The organism is Chryseobacterium sp. Marseille-Q3244, assembly GCF_940807095.1.
Taxonomy (GTDB): domain Bacteria; phylum Bacteroidota; class Bacteroidia; order Flavobacteriales; family Weeksellaceae; genus Chryseobacterium.
In genome coordinates this window covers 420,918-438,841 of record NZ_CALNWX010000003.1, presented here as the reverse complement: position 1 = coordinate 438,841, position 17,924 = coordinate 420,918, and the positions used below count along the sequence as shown (strand labels likewise).

The following is a 17,924-nucleotide window of genomic DNA, read 5'->3' as shown; positions in this document are numbered from 1 at the left end:
AAAAGCGGGGAGTAATTTATCCAAAAAATAGAGGAACCCCCTTTGCCTTGTATTTTGAAAAAAGCGGAAAGTAAATCAGGAAATATAGGAACTTTCTTTGCCTTACATTTTTTAAAGTATGAAATGACAGATACGGGTATATACCATTTCATTCTATTGAGGAGCAGACAGGACTCGAACCTGTGACACACAATTGGGATTCATAGGAACTTTATATGCCTGTAGCGAAAAGTAATTTTGTTGCTCTAACCATCTGAGCTACTGCCCCTGCCGTTATGAAAAGTTTTCATGAACCTTACAGGCTTTTACCCCGGTAAGGTTTTATTATTAGTTTTTTGACAACCTTATAGGTTTCTAAAACCTATAAGGTTTATATTGAGTCATATTAAATAAGAAATTATGCCTTTCTATATTTCTTCTTTTTCTTCCATGGTGCATTCTTCTGAACATCACCTGCCATGATACATCCATAAGGCATCACTTCATCCAATACTTCACAAAGTCCGTATTCCTCAATCTGTGCTCTTACATTCGCTGCACTTTTATAAGCAGTTGGTAATTCGGAAATATCAATTTCATTGGAATAGAATCGGATATCCAGCCCTGCCGTTTCCTCTTTGAAGATCTCTTCAGTGGTTTTATGAGCCAAAGACTTTTTATGCTGACTTCTGCTGAAATTTCTTCCCGCTCCGTGTGGGGCAAAACCAAGGTTTCTTTCATTGGTTTTTCCCTGAACGATCAATACCGGTTCTGCCATATTCAATGGAATCAGTCTTGGTCCTGTGATATCAGGCATAAATTTATCATCCAGCGGAGTTGCTCCTTTAGCATGATAGAAAAGGTCACCATCCTTGAAAACAAAATTATGTTCATTCCAATATCTGTCTTCTTTTTCAATTCCTATTTTATTTAAAACAGCATCGTGAATATTGGTATGGTTTTCCTTCGTCCATGTTCTTATCAGCTGAAGGGCTTCCCAATAAGATTTTCCTTCCTCGGTATCATAAGGGATCCATGCGTTTTCTTTTAATGTTTCAGGAGAAATATCCTGTCTGAAACGGTTGGCAACCTTCATTCCTTTATCATATAATGCAGCTCCCGGTGCTCTGGAACCGTGATGGGTTACCATCATTGTATTTCCTGTATTTTTAGAAATTCCAACAAATAAGAAATGATTTCCGTCTCCCTGTGTTCCCATATGAGAACGGGCAATACTGATTAATTTTTCATCATTTAAGAATGCATTTTCTCTGAAAGCATCCATCAGCTCCTGAGACATTGGCATCTGTTCCCCTCTTGGTCTTCCTCCATATCCAAAATGAGTCACAGAATGAGCAGCATCCAGAATATCTTTAGGATTAACCTTTCCAAAATCAGTCAGCATTACAGAACAACAGATATCTGCGCTATGAAACCCTGGATGAATGGCATTTTTTGCCACCACTACACCTCCAACAGGAATCTGACCTTCAGGACCTGTAGGACAGGCGTCAGGCATCAAAGCTCCGGCTGTTAGTGTAGGTGTTTTCATCAGCACTTTCATCGTTTTGATTACTTTTTCTACATTGTCAGTCTCATTTTCATGTTCAGCTCTGATATTTATAATAAACTCAGGAGCGGTTTCTTGAAGCGGAATAAGTTCAGGTTGTTTGAACTGTTCCAGATATTCTTTGATCTGAATTTCATCCAGATGATTTTCATTAATATAAATAATGGCATCTTTAAACCATTTAGCAGGTCTATATCCCAATTCGATTAAGTGATTTCCATTAAATTCCATTGTTATGTCATTTTGTTGATGCAAAGTAAATACCCTATTGCGCAATAGTTTTGCGTAGATAAAATATTTTTGATTATTTTTACAAAAAATTTTAAAAAGACCAATTCAATGATTTTAAAATTAGCGTATTGGCTTATGTAAAGAAAATTAAACTTACAACTATGATGTTATTAGAACAATTAAAGCATTTTCCGGAAACCGTTCAATTCAATGATGTGATTACTCATATAGATGCGAATTACGATTTTACACCTACAGCATTCAAAAACGGAAATACAAGAAATGAAGAAGGACAGAATAACGGATCATGTAAAATATTTGGTTTTGCATCTTACCATGGGCTGTCTAAAGAAGAAACACTTCCTCTTTTCGGAGAGTTTTATAGAGAAGATGTTCTTAAAAATCCTGATGGAACAGATCATCAGAATATCAGAAACTTCATGGAATTCGGATGGGACGGATTGATCTTTGAAGGAAATCCGCTGACAGAGAAATAGTTTTTTAGACGAAAAAGAATAATCATGTCATCTAATAAAAACGCTCTGATCCGTTATAAAACATTAGATAAATGTCTTAAAAACAAATACCGGAAATATACTTTGGAAGACCTTATTGATGAGTGTTCCGAGGCGTTATTTGAATTTGAGGGTAAAGAATCTTTTATAAGCAAAAGGACGATTCAGCTGGATCTTCAGAATATGCGGAGTGAAAAATTCGGGTATGAAGCTCCCATTGAAGTATATGAAAGAAAATATTACCGATACAGTGATCCCGAGTATAGCATCCATAATATTTCTGTGAACGAAAGCGATCTGAAGGCGATGAATAATGCTGTTCAGATCCTGAAACAGTTCAAAGATTTCTCCATGTTTAAAGAAATGAATGGTGTGATCCAGAAGCTGGAAGACTCTATTCATTCTACCAGCCAGAAATCAATTATTCATTTGGATAAAAACGAACAGCTGAAAGGGTTGGAGCATATTGATATTCTGTATGAAGGTATTCTCAATAAAAAGGTACTTCAAATTTTATATAAAAGTTTTACTGCAAGGGAGTCCAATATGTACACCGTTCATCCACAGTTGTTAAAAGAATACAACAACCGTTGGTTTTTGATCTGTCTTTATAAACAGAAAATGTATAACCTGGCTTTGGACAGGATGGAAAATATAGAAATTGATGAAAAATCCTCTTATATTGATAAAGATCTGGATGGTGATGAATATTTTAAAGACATTGTAGGGGTTACCGTTGCAGAATCAATAGTTCCCAAAAATGTCACTTTCTTTGTAGATGCTGCTAATGCTCCTTATGTAAAAACAAAACCATTGCATAAAAGCCAGGAAATTGTCAGCGAGACCAACGAAGGAACTGTTTTTAAAATCTGTGTACAGATCAACTATGAATTAGAAAGGCTATTGCTGGGATTTGGAGACTCTCTGGTTGTCCATAAACCTCAAAAGTTAAGATTGAGGATGGAGGAAAAATTTAAGGCAGGAAGCAAAAATTATCAGGAGTTGGTAATTCCCGAAAAAAAATAATTGTATATAGGTTTAATGGGATTGTATATCAATTAATGCTGTTATTTTTAAATTGATGATTCATTAAAAATATACCACATATTTCTATATTGGCTTGGAAATTGTAGTGATTAGGTACAAAATCACCCTATGAAATCAAGAATATTTAAAGCACTTATTGCCATTATAGCACCTATAGCGATAGAGTATATCGTTAAAAAAATATCTGAGAAACTTGATAAAAAAGAAGATCAGAAAGAGAAAGAACCTAAGCAGATTACTGCTTAAACGTAAAAGTAGTTTAAAATTTAAAATTATTGAAAAGAGACTATCATATGGGATGGTCTCTTTTTTTATGGTTACATAGAGTTGGGGCTATTTATATAAAATCATAAACTCCGTTTTTCCATCCCAACACTTTGGAAGAATCGGCCTTCAACCAGTTTTTAAGAATGGTCGCGTATACTTTTCTGAAATCTTCAGTGTAGATGAGGTCACCTTCCTTCAAATTCTGTAAATCAGGAAGACTATTCAATAATCCTTTCTTTTTAAGGTTTCCGCTGATAAAGAACATCTGGTTGGCTGTTCCGTGATCCGTTCCATTGCTGGCATTTTGAGCTACGCGCCGACCAAACTCAGAGAAGGTCATCAAAAGAATATTATTAAAGAGTCCATTACTTTTCATATCAGCAACAAAAGATTTCACTGCTTCATTAATATCACCGAATAGTTTTTTCTGTCTGTCATTCTGATTCACATGCGTATCAAAACTACCAATAGAAAGATAGTAGACCTGAGTGTTGATATCTGATTTAATTAAGGAGGCTACCGTCTTGAAATCCTTTCCCAGCTGAGAATTAGGATAAATCTGATCCGTTTTTTTAGCTTTACTTTGATCAAAAATATAGCCCGCATTATTAATGGTGGAACCTAAAGTCTGATAAAGATAGGAAACGGTTTCATCATCGTGATGATGGTCATACAATGATTTGAAATATTTTTCCTGGCTGGTCTGATATAATCTTTTAGGATCTTTAAAGGCAAAAGCTTTATTGTTTTGTCCCTTCAGAGCAAGGCTGAGCATGTCATCTACTTCCAGTGCCTGAGTAGGATGTTCACAACGGTAGCATTCCTCATCCAGGAAGCGGCCCAGCCATCCTGTATCCAGGAATTCATCACTTCTGCTTGCAGATTGCCAGATATCCATACTGCGGAAATGAGACTTGTCCGGATTGGGATAGCCTACATTATTCATCACAGAAAGCTCTCCATTATCAAAAAGCTCTTTAAAATAGGATAGAGAAGGATTGATCCCTGCTTCATCCGTCAGAGATAAAGAGTCCTGAACAGCCAGTGTTTTTCTTTCTCTGAAATAGATGTCATTTTTGGCAGGAATAATCGTATTCAAACCATCATTTCCACCTGTAAACTGAAGAACCACCAGTATATTTTGGTTTGGATTTAAGGCTTCATCCAGCGTCATAGCCTTCAGGAAATTAGGCATTAAGAACGATGCTGTAGCCAGTGAACTTATTTTGAGGAATTCTCTTCTTTTGATTAACATAGTGTTGGATTTAGTGGATGGCTTGCAAATGAATAGGGTATATACATTACATTAACTGATATTCCGGAGTTGACATCAGATTAATAATGGTCATTTTCGTGCTTTTATCGGAAAAATTATTCACGGTATTCATGTCCAGACTTTGGGTGTTTTGAATTAGATAATCTTCACAGTTTTTATGGGCGAAAATCTGATCTACACGGTTCCAGTCTATAGTGATATTGGGATTTTTAAAGCTTTTGTTCAAAGCTGTTTCTTTAGATTTCATTCCCATATCAATGTCATCATCCTGTCTTGGACTGTATTCCAATGGGCGTAGTCCCGACCAGATCTGTGGTACCTGAAGTCTAAGCATCAGTGTAGAGCTATCAATCCAGGACCTTCCATTGGGCCATCCTGCAACATTAGGTGGATAGAGCAGCATTTGTCCTAATAGCTTTTGATAGATGATGAGGTTTTCAGGATTCTGAATATGCATGGGAAGCATCCGCATCATCCCTGCCATCAGTTCTATAGGAGATTTTATCCTGTTTCCGATATTTTTCTGATCGTAAAACCATGAGCTTGAAAAAATATCCGTCATCAGCTTTTTTATATCATAGCCGGAATTGTAGAAGCTTGTACTCAACGTGTTCACAATATTCTGGTCTACATTTTCATTGACAAAAAACTTATAGATTTTGGCTGTGATAAATGTTGCGGTCGCTTTTTGTTCTAGAATGATGTTTAAAGCATCAGTTCCGTCAAAATTACCTGTTTTTCCTAAAAAGCTTTTGGTTCCCTCGTCATGTTGATTTTTTCTTTCCTTAAAGTTTCCTTCTTTATCATAGCTCCATCCTGTAAATGCTCTTGCTCCTTCTCTCACATCTTTTTCCGTATAGTTTCCTCTTCCCATGGTAAAAAGTTCCATGACTTCCCTTGCAAAATTTTCATTCGGATGATCTTTTTTATTTTGCTGATTATTCAGGAAATTGAGCATGGCTGGAGACTGGCTTACTTCAAAAAGCAGATCCTTGAAGTTTCCTAATGCATTTTTCCGGATGGTATTTAATAATTGTCGATTGAATTTTGGGTTAAGAACTCTTGACGCAAAATGTCCATGCCAGAAAAAAGCCATTTTTTCTTTCATTTGTTCCTGGCTGTTCACCATTTTATCCAGAAAATTGAGATTCAACTCTTCGTTTTGTGCTCTATAGATTCTTTGCATTTCCTTCTTCTTTTCCGCAGGAACCGTACTGTTCATATAGTCTGTCGTAGGATCTATATCTGGTGTATCATAAGAGACTTCTGTAAAATTTCCTTCTTTAAATAATTCATTAATGAGCGTTTTAGTGTTTTTATTTTTCAAATCGTCGATTTGATTAATTCCAACGCCGAAGCCTGAACGCCAAAGGAGATGTTTGTTTTTTAATAATGAATCTGCCATGGTGAGAACATTTATTTTTTTGATGTTTTTGATGAAAAAAGGTTAAAATGATAACGAGTTAAGGATTGTTAATATTTCTTTCCGATCATTTCAAATTACTTTTTAGAGTCTTTTTTTGTAATTTTAATACACAGAAAGACTAAACAATAAGCCGAATTACGGATACTTTCCAAGGCAAAAAAACTAGTACTAAAAAAACTACAAATAAAATAATTATGAAAAAATATTATTTAACCCCTGAATTTTCCCAAAGAATTCAGGGAATGCAGCAAATGATTGCTGCCGCAGGGATCAAAATAAGTTTTGAAACCCTTGAAGATCTTAAAATGCTTCGACAAATGGAAGAGGCTTCTGCAGGAGAACCCATGCAGATGGAAGGGGGTAAGCTTTTATGACAAGTTCATTCCAGGACCGATAGGTGATATGAAAGTTAGAATTTATAAACCGGATCAGCCTGCTTCTGAACGTCCTGCTTTTTTACTTTATCATGGAGGGGGAACGCTAATTGGTGGTCTTAATACGGAACATGCGAGGGCATTGCATCTCAGTAAGGGGTGTGGTGCTGTAGGAATAAGCGTAGACTATCATTTGGCACCAGAATATCCGGCACCGGCAGGACAGGAAGATTGTTATGCAGCTTTAAAATGGGTGAATGATCACGCGGATGAACTCAACATCAATTCTAAATATATAGGAATCACAGGAGGTAGTGGAGGAGGAATGCTTACCCTGTCTGTTGCCCAGATGGCCAGAGATAGAAAAGAGGTAACTCCGTTTATTCAGATTCCTCTTTATCCCAATACCGATGATAGGAAGCAGGATAAATTTCAGAGCCGTATTCATGGAGAAGATACCTATATTAAATATAACTCATGTGATGAAGCATATACTAGGAGATAAACTCAATGACCCACCAAAATATGTCATTCCTAACCGGATGGAAGATCTGTCTGGTCTATGCAGGTCTTGTTTTGTCCTTAGTCAGAATGATCCGATGATTGATGAACAGATGGATTATATACAAAAACTTCTAAGAGCTGAGGTCGTTACAGAAGTTCATCTGATGCCGGGCATTACCCATGCTTTTGACGGAGTCGGATGGGGCACAGAAATCACAACTGATATCCTGGATATTATTTGTAAAGCTTTTACCAGAGCAATAAAGGAGAGTGAAAGTGTTTAAATGAATGGATTGGATAATCTAATTGAGGAGTTATTGTCGTTTTTTGTATTCTTTTTTGATAATTTTTGTTAAACAAACATTTAAATTTTGTTAAAAATAAAGTATTGATATTCATTATTTTATGGTTTTTTTGAGTGTTAAAATCAAAAGAAAAGCCTTGCTTGGCATGATTTTTACATCCTCTTGTTTAGTAAAATTTAAAAATTAGAGTTATGAAAATGTTTAAACAAGCAATATTGCTGGCTGGAATTTTAACAGCAGGTATAGCAAGCGCACAGAGTTCACAAATGAATAATATGATTAAAGTGGGTGCGAATGTTGGTTTAGCAGTTCCCGCAGATAACCTTTCTGCTGCAGTAGGAGTAGATGTATCTTATCAAAACCTGATTACACCTGGATTTGGATTAGGTATCGCATCTGGATATACTCACTATTTTGGAAAAGAAAACAATGGGTATAAAAATAATGATGTAGGCGTAGTTCCTGTAGCAGCTTTAATCAGAATTTACCCTAAACAAACAGGTTTCTATTTCGGAACTGATTTAGGATACGGATTCTTAGTTGGAGACAAAACGGTTGCTTCTAACACGAATGTTGAAAGAGCAAGCGGAGGTTTCTACCTTAAACCGGAAATCGGATACCACAACAGAGACTGGAACTTCTTCGTACAATACCAAAAGGTTTTTGTAGGAACTAAAGGAGATCTAGCTGGTCAGGACTATAATGTGGGGAATATCGGAGTAGGATTCGGTTATAATATTCCATTAGGAAAGTAGTTAGATTTAATATATAAACAATTATTAACCAAAACCTTTTCACGAAAGTGGAAAGGTTTTTTTGTTCTGTGCAGGATTTACGAAAACAATTATTATATTTGGTAAAATTTGAGGTTATGATTCTGAATCCAAAATTTCCACTTTATTTACCAGGAGTAGAGAACAGTAATAATGATAATGTTTCTATCATTGGAGCAAGTCTTCGTGAAGATATGACAATCTTAGGCTATTTTGTTTCCGGTAACGGAGGTCTTGAGATTAAAGTACAAAATACATATTCTACCAAGCAATATGCTTCTTTTAATGACATCTTAAAGAAATTTATTGAAGATAATCAGTTGGAGAATGTAAAACGTCTGGGAATGGCTGTGCCAGGACCTGTAATTGACGGAAAAAGTAGTCCGGCAAGATTAGGCTGGAACTTAGATGTTGAAGAATACAAAAGAGATTTCGGTTTTGAAAAAGTAGAGATGCTGAATGACCTGGAAGCTTCTGCTTATGGGATGGCTCTTCTTGAAGATGATGATCTTGAAGCCATTTATACCAGCGGTCATCTTGAAAAAGGGAACGTAGCGATTCTTGCTCCAGGAAATGGACTGGGAGAAGCTGGGTATTTCTTTGACGGGAAAAATTTAAGACCTTTCGCAACAGAAGGTGGGCATTCTGAATTCTCACCAAGAACGAATGTGGAAGTTGAGTTTTATCAGTTCCTTAATAACATCTATGGGATTGTAAGCTGGGAAAATGTATTATCAAAATCTGGATTATTCAATATTTACAGATTTCTGAGAGATGTAAAAAGACATCCGGAGCCTGAATGGTTGGGAGAGCGCCTTGCTAACGGTAATTTCGTTGAAGAGCTTTACAAAGCGGCAGTAGAAGATAACGTATTAATATGTAAAATTGCGCTGGATACTTTCCTTGAGTTCCTGGCAAGAGAAGCCAATAACTTAACGTTAAAGGTAAAAGCTACCGGAGGACTTCTGATTGCAGGGGATATTCCTCAGATGGTAAGAGAATATATTGATAAAGCCAAGTTCTACGAAAAATTCAAGATCAGTGACAAAATGGAAGGAATGCTTAGAAATATTCCGATTTATCTGGTCAAACAAAATCATACAGCATTGAAAGGTATGGCACTCTATACAGCCTACTATCAAGAATAAAAAGAAGCTCCGAAGAAATTCGGAGTTTTTTTATGGGATGATATTATTCATAAAAATAATTGATATTCTTGATATACATCAATGAAATCTATCAAATAAGTTGGCTACCTTTGTTAAACTTAATTAAAATAATTCTAAACAATGAAAAAAATATTTTTATTAGCAGTATTAGCTGGTGGTTTAGCTTTCGGACAGTCCAAAAAAGTAGTAGCATCTGATGTTCACTGGTGGGGATATAAAGTTGCAAAATCTGAAGCAAGTTCTCACGATGGAACTGTGAAAGTAAAATCAGGTGATATGGTAATGAAAGGGAACCAGCTTGTAGGAGGAAACTTCGTATTGGATATGACTTCTATTAATGCTACGGATGTTTCAGGTGATTCTCAACAAAAATTGAACGGGCACCTTAAAAATGGTGATTTCTTTGAAGTTGAAAAATTCCCTACTGCTAGTTTTACCATTACAGGAGTAAAGAAAAACAACGATAAAATTTACAACTCTTTAGTAACCGGAAATCTTACGGTAAAAGGAAAAACAAACGCAATTACTTTCCCTGCAAAAATTGCTTACAGTAAAGGAGTTGTAAGCTTAGTTTCAAACAAATTCTCTTTCGACAGACAGAAGTTTGACGTTTCTTACAAGTCTTCTATGCAGGATGTATTTTTGAAAGATGACATCGATATGCTTGTTAAGGTAACTGCTCAATAAATTAATCAAAAAAAGATTATTAAAAGTGTAGAAGTTCTACACTTTTTTTTATTTTTGTTGAATTGTAAATAAAAAAGAATGAAAAGATTACTATTGTTTGCTGTGGTGTGCGCAAGTATATCATTTGTTTCTGCCCAGAGAAAATTTGATAAGGTTTCGAAAGTGACTTCATCAGAGATCAGGTGGTGGGGATATAAGGTTGTAAAAACTGAGGCTTCCTCCCATTCAGGAACGGTAAAATTAAAAAGTGGAAAATTCAACTTCGATCATACTGTACTGGTAGATGGTGAGTTCATCATAGATATGAGAAGTATGATGGCGGGTGATGTTTCTGATGAAGATCAGATCAAACTTACCAATGATCTGAAAAGTACCAACTTCTTTGAAGTAAAGAAATTTCCGGTTGCGAAGTTCCACCTGACTAAAATTATTCCATTAGCAAACAGTGAGTATAACTCTACCGTATACGGTGACCTTACCCTTAAAGGAGTAAGAAAAACAATTTCTTTCCCTGCGAACGTGTATGTCACTCAGTTTACAACATCTATTGAATCTGCGAAGTTCTCTCTGAACAGAAGAGATTTCAAGGTATTCTACCAGTCTTCTCTGAAAGATTACTTCATCAAGAACGAAATGGATATTCAGTTCAAAGTATCTACTGAAAAGCTGGATAACGAAAATAGAGTTCCTGCAAAGAAGAAATAAAATTAAATAATGTTGATAAAAAGAGCGGTTCCCTGGAACTGCTTTTTTTGTGTAATAGTTTGAGGATTAGTGAAGTCAAATCTCTAATATATAAAATTAGTCTCCAAAGGAGTGTTTAAAATGATAATGGTTTTGTCAATCAATTTTTTTAATCCTAATAGTAGCTTTTTTTATAAATTAGTAGGATGAAAATTTATGTTGTAAGCGGTCTTGGAGCAGACTTCAAGGTACTTGAAAGATTACAGTTTCCTAAAGATTGTGAACTCATTTTTATTGACTGGCTCATTCCGGAAAAAAATGAACCTTTTCATGCTTATGTGGAAAGAATGGCAGAAAAAGTAGATTCTTCAGAGCCATTTTATCTGTTGGGATATTCTTTTGGAGGTATTATGGTGCAGGAGATCAATCGTTTGAAGCCCGCTGAGAAAGTCATCATTTTGGGAAGCATAAAATCTGATAAGGAAAAATCAAAATTTATAAAGACAGGAGAAATAACTAAAATCCCTAGACTATTACCCGTAGGGCTATTTAACACAAGGGCAGCCAATGTATATGCTGTTCTCAGAAAGTTGTTTGATCCAAAGAATCCAAGAGTTCTTCAATATTTCAGGGTAAGAGATCCTTATTATCTGAAATGGTCTGTAGAAAAGGTTGCTGAATGGAAATTTGAAGAAAATCCAAAAGTGATTCAGATTCTGGGAGACAAGGATATTGTTTTTCCCATTCGAAATTCAAAGCCTGATTACATAATCAAAGGAGGAACTCATCTGTTTCCGGCGACAAAAGCAAAAGAAGTTTCTAAAATTCTGAATGAAATATTTAGTTAAAAAGTAATAATATTATTTTTTGAATAGTTTTTTATAGGGTGTATTGTTAATTAAATAGATTTTTGTAAGATTTATGTGTAATTTTGATAGGGTTAAATATAAATTTTATGAAAATAGGTTTTAAGTGGATCGTTTCATTCTCTATGATAGCATTGGTTGCCATTGGAGGTTTGTTCTGGCATCCGGCTACAGATATTTCCGGTAAGGACGCATTTTTAACTGAAGATAAAATTGTAGGAGCAGATGTAGCCTGGATTCTGGCAGCAGCAGGACTTGTATTATTGATGACACCGGGATTATCCTTCTTTTATGGAGGAATGGTAGGTAAAAAGAATGTAATTTCTACGATGCTGCAAAGCTTTATTGCTTTAGGAGTGATCTCTATCGTATGGGTGGTGGTTGGTTTTTCATTATCCTTTGGTGAATCTTTGGGGGTTACCATTGCCGGGAAACATTATGGAATCATTGGAAATCCTTTAAGCTATCCCTTTTTTAATGGAGTGGGAAGTCTGCCACATCGCATGATGGCACCCACTATTCCTTTTATTCTGTTTGCTTTATTCCAGATGAAATTTGCTGTGATTACTCCTGCCATTATTACAGGGTCTTTCGCGGAGAGGGTTCGCTTCATTTCTTACCTTTTATTCATTGTTCTGTTCAGTATTTGTATTTATACTCCGCTATGCCATATGGTTTGGCATCCTGATGGTCTTTTAAACAAATATTTCGGAGTGAAAGATTTTGCAGGTGGAACTGTTGTACACATGAGTGCAGGTTTTGCAGCACTCGCAGGAGCTTTGGTATTGGGAAAACGGAAAAATCCGCATCATGAACCTTCCAATATTCCTTATGTGCTTCTGGGAACAGGAATGTTGTGGTTTGGATGGTTTGGGTTCAATGCAGGATCTGCTTTAAGTGCTTCTGCGTCTGCAGCAACAGCTTTTGGAACAACCACCATTGCTTCGGCTTCTGCTATGATGACCTGGATCTTTTTTGACAGGATTAACGGGAGAAGTGTATCTGCTTTGGGAGCCTGTATCGGTGCAGTGGTTGGGCTTGTAGCGATAACACCCGGATGTGGATTTGTCAGTATTCAGGAGAGTCTTTTTATAGGGTTTATTTCTGCCATTGTTTCTAACCTGATGGTCAACTGGAAAGCTTTAAATAAGGTAGACGATACCCTGGATGTTTTTGCCTGTCATGGAGTAGGTGGTATTATGGGAATGATTCTGACTGCTATTTTTGCTCATGGTGAGAACGCCAGTCTTCTTCATGGAGGAGTTGATGTATTTCTTCATCATCTGGCTGCATTATTTCTGGTGTCTGTATTTACTTTTTTCGGGTCTTTATTGTTGTATAAAGTGACCAATGCGATGATTACATTAAGGGTTTCGGAGGATTCTGAAAATATGGGGTTAGATCTTTCCCAACACCGGGAGCGTTTTAATTAATAGATAAAAACTAGAGCCTTCAGGAGACCCTAGTTGAAAAGTAGTGTCTTATTCAATGGAGTGAAGGGCCTTAAAGATTTCATTTTTTGAATTTTCAAAAATTTCACCACCAAATTCTTCATTATCCAATGAAAAGGTAGTAACGTCTGTAACTCCCATAATCCCTAAAATATGTTTCAGATAGGTAGTCTGAAAATTGATGTGTCCGTTTTTTTCATTTTCACCATATCCAGTGTCACCACGCGTTGATAATAGAAAAGCTTTTTTGTTTTCCAGCAGCCCCGCATAATCACCATCAGGAACTCCGGATCTGAATTTCCAGGTTTCATTAATTCTCATGATCTGATCGATATAGGCTTTTAATCCTGCTGGAATAGACCAGTTGTACATTGGAGTTCCTATTACATATATGTCATGTTCTTTGAGTTCTTTTACCAGCTCATCGCTTAACTGTAAGGCTTTATGGTTTTCTTCTGTTCTGTCTGAGGGCTTTTTAAAGGCACCGGCAATCCAGCGTTCATCTATATTAGGAATACTGTCAATTCCGGTTTCTCTATGAGTGAATGTATCGGATGGATATTTCGTTTTCCAGTTTTCAACAAAAAGTTGGGTTAATTTTCTGCTGTAAGATCTTCCGTTTCTTACACTTGCATTGATAATCAGTACTTTCATTTGTTATGATTTTATAACCACAAAATTCATGATTATTCATTGGGAAAAAATTGATCTAGTTCAAGAGGATTTATTTTTTTTCCTGATCCTGCTTATAAATTCCGCAGATACTCCTAAGTAGGATGCTATTAAATATTGAGGAACTCTGGAGGCCACATCCGGATAGGTATCCAGGAAATCATAATATTTCTGTTCGGCTTTATACATGTGATTAAAAACAATTCTTTTCTCAAGAGTTCCCAAATAACCTTCTAAAATAATCCTGAAATATTTTTCCAAAGAGGGAATTTGTTCCAGCATTTTTTGAAAAGAGAGATGACTGATCTGTAGGAGTGTTGTTTTTTCAACTGCCTGTATGTTGTAAATGGATGTTTTTTGTTTGGAGAAACTGGAGATATCGGTAGCCCACCAATGGTCAATTGCTAAAAAGAGGATCTCTTCATTCCCATTTTCAGAATTGATACAAAAAGCCTTTAAAACCCCTGAAATAATATAGCTGTCATGCCGGCAGATCTCTCCATTTCTTAAAAGAAATTCCCCTTTTTCCAACGTTCTTTCTGTCCAAAAGCTTTTACAAAGGGAAATCTCTTCCGGACTAAGCTTAACATGCTCTGTAATGCTTTTAATTAATGTTTCCATTCAAAATAATTTAAAGAGAACTTGGTGCTGCTCTGAATAAGGTAAATGATATTGGCTAATTTACAAAAATACGGGTTACCTATTTATTATATTCATGATGAAGGGCTGCTAATTGTGAGATTTTACTATGCTTATTATAAGATTTATCATGTATCTTTGCTTTGAGGAAAATGAAGAATCATTTATGGAATCAATATCGGTTTTTGAGATTATTAAAGTAGGGATAGGTCCATCCAGTTCGCATACGATGGGGCCATGGAATGCAGCATCTGCATTCATCAGGATTATAAAAAGAGAAAGATCAATAGAAGAAGTGAAAGAAGTCTTTCTTGAATTCTTTGGTTCACTTGCCAAAACAGGAATAGGGCACGGAACAGATATCGCAGGAATGCTTGGTCTCAATGGTGAAGATTATAAAGTGATTGATACCACCAAAATTGATGAAAAAATAGATTATATCAAGAGTACTCAAACCCTTAATCTTGGAGGGGAAAAGGTGATTCCATTTATTTATGGACATCATTTGATTCTCAATATGAAAAAATCTCTTGATTTTCACCCGAATGGGATGATTTTCAGAGCTGTTTTTGAAGATGGAACGGAGCTTGTTCAGGATTTTTATTCTGTAGGAGGAGGTTTTATTGCCAGCCAGGAAAAAAACTCAATTCAGAAGCAATGTGTAAGAACATTGTACCCTTGCCATAAGGCTTCAGATATTGCAAAATATTGTGAAAAACTGGGTCTTAAAAAGATTTCAGACTTAATTTTTATTAATGAAGAAAGCTGGAGAACTCAGGAAGAGACGAAAGCAGAAGCATTGTATATCTGGCAGCAGATCAAAGAATGTATTTATAAAGGAGTCAATAAAGAAGGTATTCTTCCCGGAGGATTAAATGTCACCAGAAGAGCAGCGGGAATCAACAGAAAGTTGTTGGGAGATAAAATTTATAAGAATAAGGATGAATGGTTCCAACAGGTTGTGGATGCTGAAGAAAATTTCACCAATATCAATAAATGGATTGCCTGTTTTGCACTGGCAGTGAATGAAGAGAATGCCAGTTTCGGAAGAATTATCACAGCACCTACCAATGGAGCAAGTGGTGTAATTCCGGCAGTTTTAATGTATTCTCAGGCGTTTACAGATTCTATCAGTGAAGATGATATCATTCGTTTCTTATTGGTAGCAGGAGAAATTGGGACATTATTCAAGAAAAATGCAACCATCTCTGCTGCAATGGGTGGATGTCAGGCAGAAATCGGAGTTTCATCTGCAATGGCTGCAGCAGGTCTTACAGAAATTTTAGGAGGAAGTGTAGGACAAGTATTGATGGCCGCAGAAATTGCGATGGAGCATCACCTTGGACTAACATGTGACCCTATCAGAGGACTTGTACAGATTCCATGTATTGAAAGAAATACAATGGGGGCAATGAAAGCTATTACAGCCGCCAATATCGCACTGGAAAGTGATCCTGCCAAAGCAAAAGTAACTTTAGATGAGGTAATTCAGACGATGTGGGAAACGGCTCTTTCTATGAGTGACCGCTTCAAAGAAACTTCTGAAGGAGGCTTAGCGATTGCGGTGAATGTTCCGGAATGCTAGTGTAGCATGTATTTAAGGGTGTATATAACCTATTATCAACCAATTTTGTTCTGTCATTCTGATGAATGTAACGAAGTAAAATAAAGAATCTAAATGAAAAGAGATTCCTCCTTCGTCGGAATGACAATAGCTATAAAATTGTATATCAACTCCATTATTTAAAATAAAAAAATCCTTAGAGAATAATCTAAGGATTTTTTGTGGGTTATTGTTAATGGTTACGTCTCCAATTATGGTATTGGGTATAAACTATTGGTCAGAAGTCTTTTTACTGAACAAAAACGTTTTTCCGCCTTGGGTCAAGTTGAGTTGTTTCTTTTCCGATATGAAAGAGATTTTTAGGCCTGCTTTTTCAAAGGTGAACTCGTCTTTTTCTGTTGCAGTGAGTGGAAATTCCGGCTGGTTGGTGCCCTGGGCGTATAATGTTTGATCTTTAATCAAAATCTTTAAGCCTAGAGCAATATCTTTTGAAGTGTAATCGCCTACATATTTTTCAAGATCAGCAACAGGTATTTTAGCAGTATTAAATACCGGATATTGATAATCTTTGCCATATATAAGGTTCATAAGGGCAATATAGAAATTATTATGAGGAAAGTTTTGCCCATTAATGGTTACAGCGTAAGATAGTTGATCTGTCGGTTCGAAGGTTACTATTGAATGACTTCCTGCCGTATCACCGCCATGTCCGTAGGAAATTATATTGTAGAACGGAACTTTCATGATTCCCGAACCAAATACTTTTTCTTTTGGATTGGAAATCATCATATCAACAGTTTCTTTCTTGATCAATTTACCATTGAATAGCGCATTGATAAAGGTATTCAGGTCTTCAGGAGTAGAAGTAATGTCTCCCAAGCCGATACAATTATGAAAATCAAAATCTTTTACTTCTGTCCAGGTATCTTTTTTTAATTCATACGATTTAAAAATATTCTTTGGATTGTCAAGAACAGAAAACGTGTTGGGCATTGAAGTTTTTTCCAGAATATTTTCCTTTAAAACTTCATTATAAGGCTTGTTATGGATTTTTTCCAGTATCCTGCTTAATAGAAAATAGGCGGAGTTGGAATATCTCAGTTTCTCCCCGGGTTTAGATTTTACCCCTTCTTTTTTGATGACTTCGATAATGGCTTTATCACCTACTGTTTTTCCAAAAAGCCAGTTGTCTTTAATAGATTCACCTGCATAATCTCCCAATCCGCTGGTATGGTTCAGCATGGTCTGGATAGTAATGTTTTTAGCATTGGGAATTTCAGGATAGAATTTGGAAAGAGGATCGGAAAGGTTTAATTTTCCCTTTTCTATAAGCTGAAAAAGCATCACAGCAGTAATAAGTTTACTGATAGAGCCTATCTGATACCCTGTGTTTTGATCATAAGTAGTGTTTGCGGGCAAAAGATTCTGACCGAAGTCTCTTTTATAGATGAAGATTCCGTTTCTGAAAATGGCTACACTTCCGATTTCCTGATTATTCTGAACCATATAGTTTAAAAAATCATCAATCTTTTGTGTGTTGATTGATTTCTCGCCAAGATAAGCTACATCAGAAGTTTCCGGCTTTTTATCCCTGTAAAGGTTTAAAGAAATGATTCTGCCGTTCTGAATTAAATTTCCTTCAAAATGATCTGTTTTATAAACTCCTTTGTAGCCTGCATTGATGCTGCCTATTTCAAAACTAAGTTCATTATTATTGAAATCTGTTTTCTCTACAGGGATTTCTCTTGAACTTTGTTTTGGGCTTACAAGAATGGTAGTATAAGCTTTTGATTTCTTTGTTATTGTAAAGATAACAGGAAGTTTCATATTCTGAGTATCCAACTCACCATTCCAGACTCCTTCAATTTGGGCGTAAGAAAGCTGTGCCAGACTCACCAGCACTAATAATAATTTGATTTTCATGG

Annotated in this window: 17 protein-coding genes, 1 tRNA gene and 1 pseudogene; 12 read left to right on the top strand and 7 right to left on the bottom strand. The window is 36.0% G+C overall.

Annotated elements, in window-relative coordinates; all coding sequences use genetic code 11:
- Positions 1-159: 159 nt before the first annotated feature.
- Positions 160-268 (bottom strand) — tRNA-OTHER (locus NBX25_RS07765).
- 129 nt (positions 269-397) lie between these two features.
- A complete protein-coding gene (locus NBX25_RS07760; protein ID WP_123908520.1) occupies positions 398-1,780 on the bottom strand; it encodes an RtcB family protein in 1,383 nt (460 codons plus the stop codon).
- 164 nt (positions 1,781-1,944) lie between these two features.
- Here NBX25_RS07760 and NBX25_RS07755 point away from each other — a divergent pair, with 164 nt between their 5' ends.
- The 3 genes from NBX25_RS07755 to NBX25_RS07745 all read left to right on the top strand — a co-directional run bounded on the left by NBX25_RS07755 (position 1,945) and on the right by NBX25_RS07745 (position 3,588).
- On the top strand, positions 1,945-2,277 hold the full coding sequence (locus NBX25_RS07755) for a HopJ type III effector protein (RefSeq protein ID WP_250253402.1): 333 nt from the start codon (positions 1,945-1,947) through the stop codon (positions 2,275-2,277).
- A gap of 24 nt (positions 2,278-2,301) precedes the next feature.
- Positions 2,302-3,321, top strand: coding sequence for a helix-turn-helix transcriptional regulator (locus NBX25_RS07750; RefSeq protein WP_123908519.1), 1,020 nt, complete (start codon positions 2,302-2,304; stop codon positions 3,319-3,321).
- Positions 3,322-3,450: 129 nt separating this feature from the next.
- Positions 3,451-3,588, top strand: coding sequence for a hypothetical protein (locus tag NBX25_RS07745; protein ID WP_002980888.1), 138 nt, complete (start codon positions 3,451-3,453; stop codon positions 3,586-3,588).
- 91 nt (positions 3,589-3,679) lie between these two features.
- On the opposite strand, the gene NBX25_RS07740 is transcribed toward NBX25_RS07745, so the two are convergent.
- Both NBX25_RS07740 and NBX25_RS07735 read right to left on the bottom strand, forming a co-directional pair.
- Positions 3,680-4,864 (bottom strand): DUF1501 domain-containing protein, encoded by a 1,185-nt coding sequence (locus NBX25_RS07740; RefSeq protein ID WP_123908518.1) that lies wholly within the window; start codon positions 4,862-4,864, stop codon positions 3,680-3,682.
- Between the two features lie 46 nt (positions 4,865-4,910).
- Positions 4,911-6,290 (bottom strand): DUF1800 domain-containing protein, encoded by a 1,380-nt coding sequence (locus tag NBX25_RS07735; protein ID WP_250253347.1) that lies wholly within the window; start codon positions 6,288-6,290, stop codon positions 4,911-4,913.
- A 215-nt stretch (positions 6,291-6,505) separates the two neighbouring features.
- Here NBX25_RS07735 and NBX25_RS07730 point away from each other — a divergent pair, with 215 nt between their 5' ends.
- The 8 genes and pseudogenes from NBX25_RS07730 (at position 6,506) to NBX25_RS07695 (ending at position 13,106) form a co-directional block, all read left to right on the top strand.
- Positions 6,506-6,685: a hypothetical protein gene (locus NBX25_RS07730; protein WP_250253346.1), complete on the top strand. Its 180-nt coding sequence runs from the start codon at positions 6,506-6,508 to the stop codon at positions 6,683-6,685.
- A 28-nt stretch (positions 6,686-6,713) separates the two neighbouring features.
- Positions 6,714-7,473, top strand: a pseudogene (locus NBX25_RS24770) (alpha/beta hydrolase fold domain-containing protein).
- Between the two features lie 212 nt (positions 7,474-7,685).
- Positions 7,686-8,249 carry a hypothetical protein gene (locus NBX25_RS07720; RefSeq protein WP_123908515.1) on the top strand — a complete coding sequence of 188 codons (564 nt, stop codon included), beginning with the start codon at positions 7,686-7,688 and terminating at the stop codon, positions 8,247-8,249.
- A 116-nt stretch (positions 8,250-8,365) separates the two neighbouring features.
- A complete protein-coding gene (locus NBX25_RS07715) occupies positions 8,366-9,415 on the top strand; it encodes a glucokinase (RefSeq protein WP_123908514.1) in 1,050 nt (349 codons plus the stop codon).
- Positions 9,416-9,556: 141 nt separating this feature from the next.
- Positions 9,557-10,123 carry a YceI family protein gene (locus tag NBX25_RS07710; RefSeq protein WP_123908513.1) on the top strand — a complete coding sequence of 189 codons (567 nt, stop codon included), beginning with the start codon at positions 9,557-9,559 and terminating at the stop codon, positions 10,121-10,123.
- 78 nt (positions 10,124-10,201) lie between these two features.
- Positions 10,202-10,828 carry a YceI family protein gene (locus NBX25_RS07705; RefSeq protein WP_123908512.1) on the top strand — a complete coding sequence of 209 codons (627 nt, stop codon included), beginning with the start codon at positions 10,202-10,204 and terminating at the stop codon, positions 10,826-10,828.
- A 185-nt stretch (positions 10,829-11,013) separates the two neighbouring features.
- Positions 11,014-11,655: an alpha/beta hydrolase gene (locus NBX25_RS07700; RefSeq protein ID WP_123908511.1), complete on the top strand. Its 642-nt coding sequence runs from the start codon at positions 11,014-11,016 to the stop codon at positions 11,653-11,655.
- Positions 11,656-11,762: 107 nt separating this feature from the next.
- Positions 11,763-13,106 carry an ammonium transporter gene (locus NBX25_RS07695; protein ID WP_250253345.1) on the top strand — a complete coding sequence of 448 codons (1,344 nt, stop codon included), beginning with the start codon at positions 11,763-11,765 and terminating at the stop codon, positions 13,104-13,106.
- A 48-nt stretch (positions 13,107-13,154) separates the two neighbouring features.
- Here NBX25_RS07695 and NBX25_RS07690 read toward each other — a convergent pair whose 3' ends face one another.
- Both NBX25_RS07690 and NBX25_RS07685 read right to left on the bottom strand, forming a co-directional pair.
- A complete protein-coding gene (locus tag NBX25_RS07690; protein ID WP_250253344.1) occupies positions 13,155-13,778 on the bottom strand; it encodes an FMN-dependent NADH-azoreductase in 624 nt (207 codons plus the stop codon).
- Between the two features lie 60 nt (positions 13,779-13,838).
- The gene (locus NBX25_RS07685) at positions 13,839-14,417 is read right to left on the bottom strand and encodes a Crp/Fnr family transcriptional regulator (RefSeq protein ID WP_250253343.1); all 579 of its coding nucleotides are present in this window, start codon (positions 14,415-14,417) and stop codon (positions 13,839-13,841) included.
- Between the two features lie 184 nt (positions 14,418-14,601).
- Here NBX25_RS07685 and NBX25_RS07680 point away from each other — a divergent pair, with 184 nt between their 5' ends.
- Complete coding sequence (locus NBX25_RS07680; RefSeq protein WP_123908507.1) at positions 14,602-16,020, top strand: L-serine ammonia-lyase; 1,419 nt, start codon at positions 14,602-14,604, stop codon at positions 16,018-16,020.
- A gap of 249 nt (positions 16,021-16,269) precedes the next feature.
- On the opposite strand, the gene NBX25_RS07675 is transcribed toward NBX25_RS07680, so the two are convergent.
- Complete coding sequence (locus tag NBX25_RS07675) at positions 16,270-17,922, bottom strand: serine hydrolase domain-containing protein (protein WP_250253342.1); 1,653 nt, start codon at positions 17,920-17,922, stop codon at positions 16,270-16,272.
- Between the last annotated feature and the right edge of the window lie 2 nt (positions 17,923-17,924).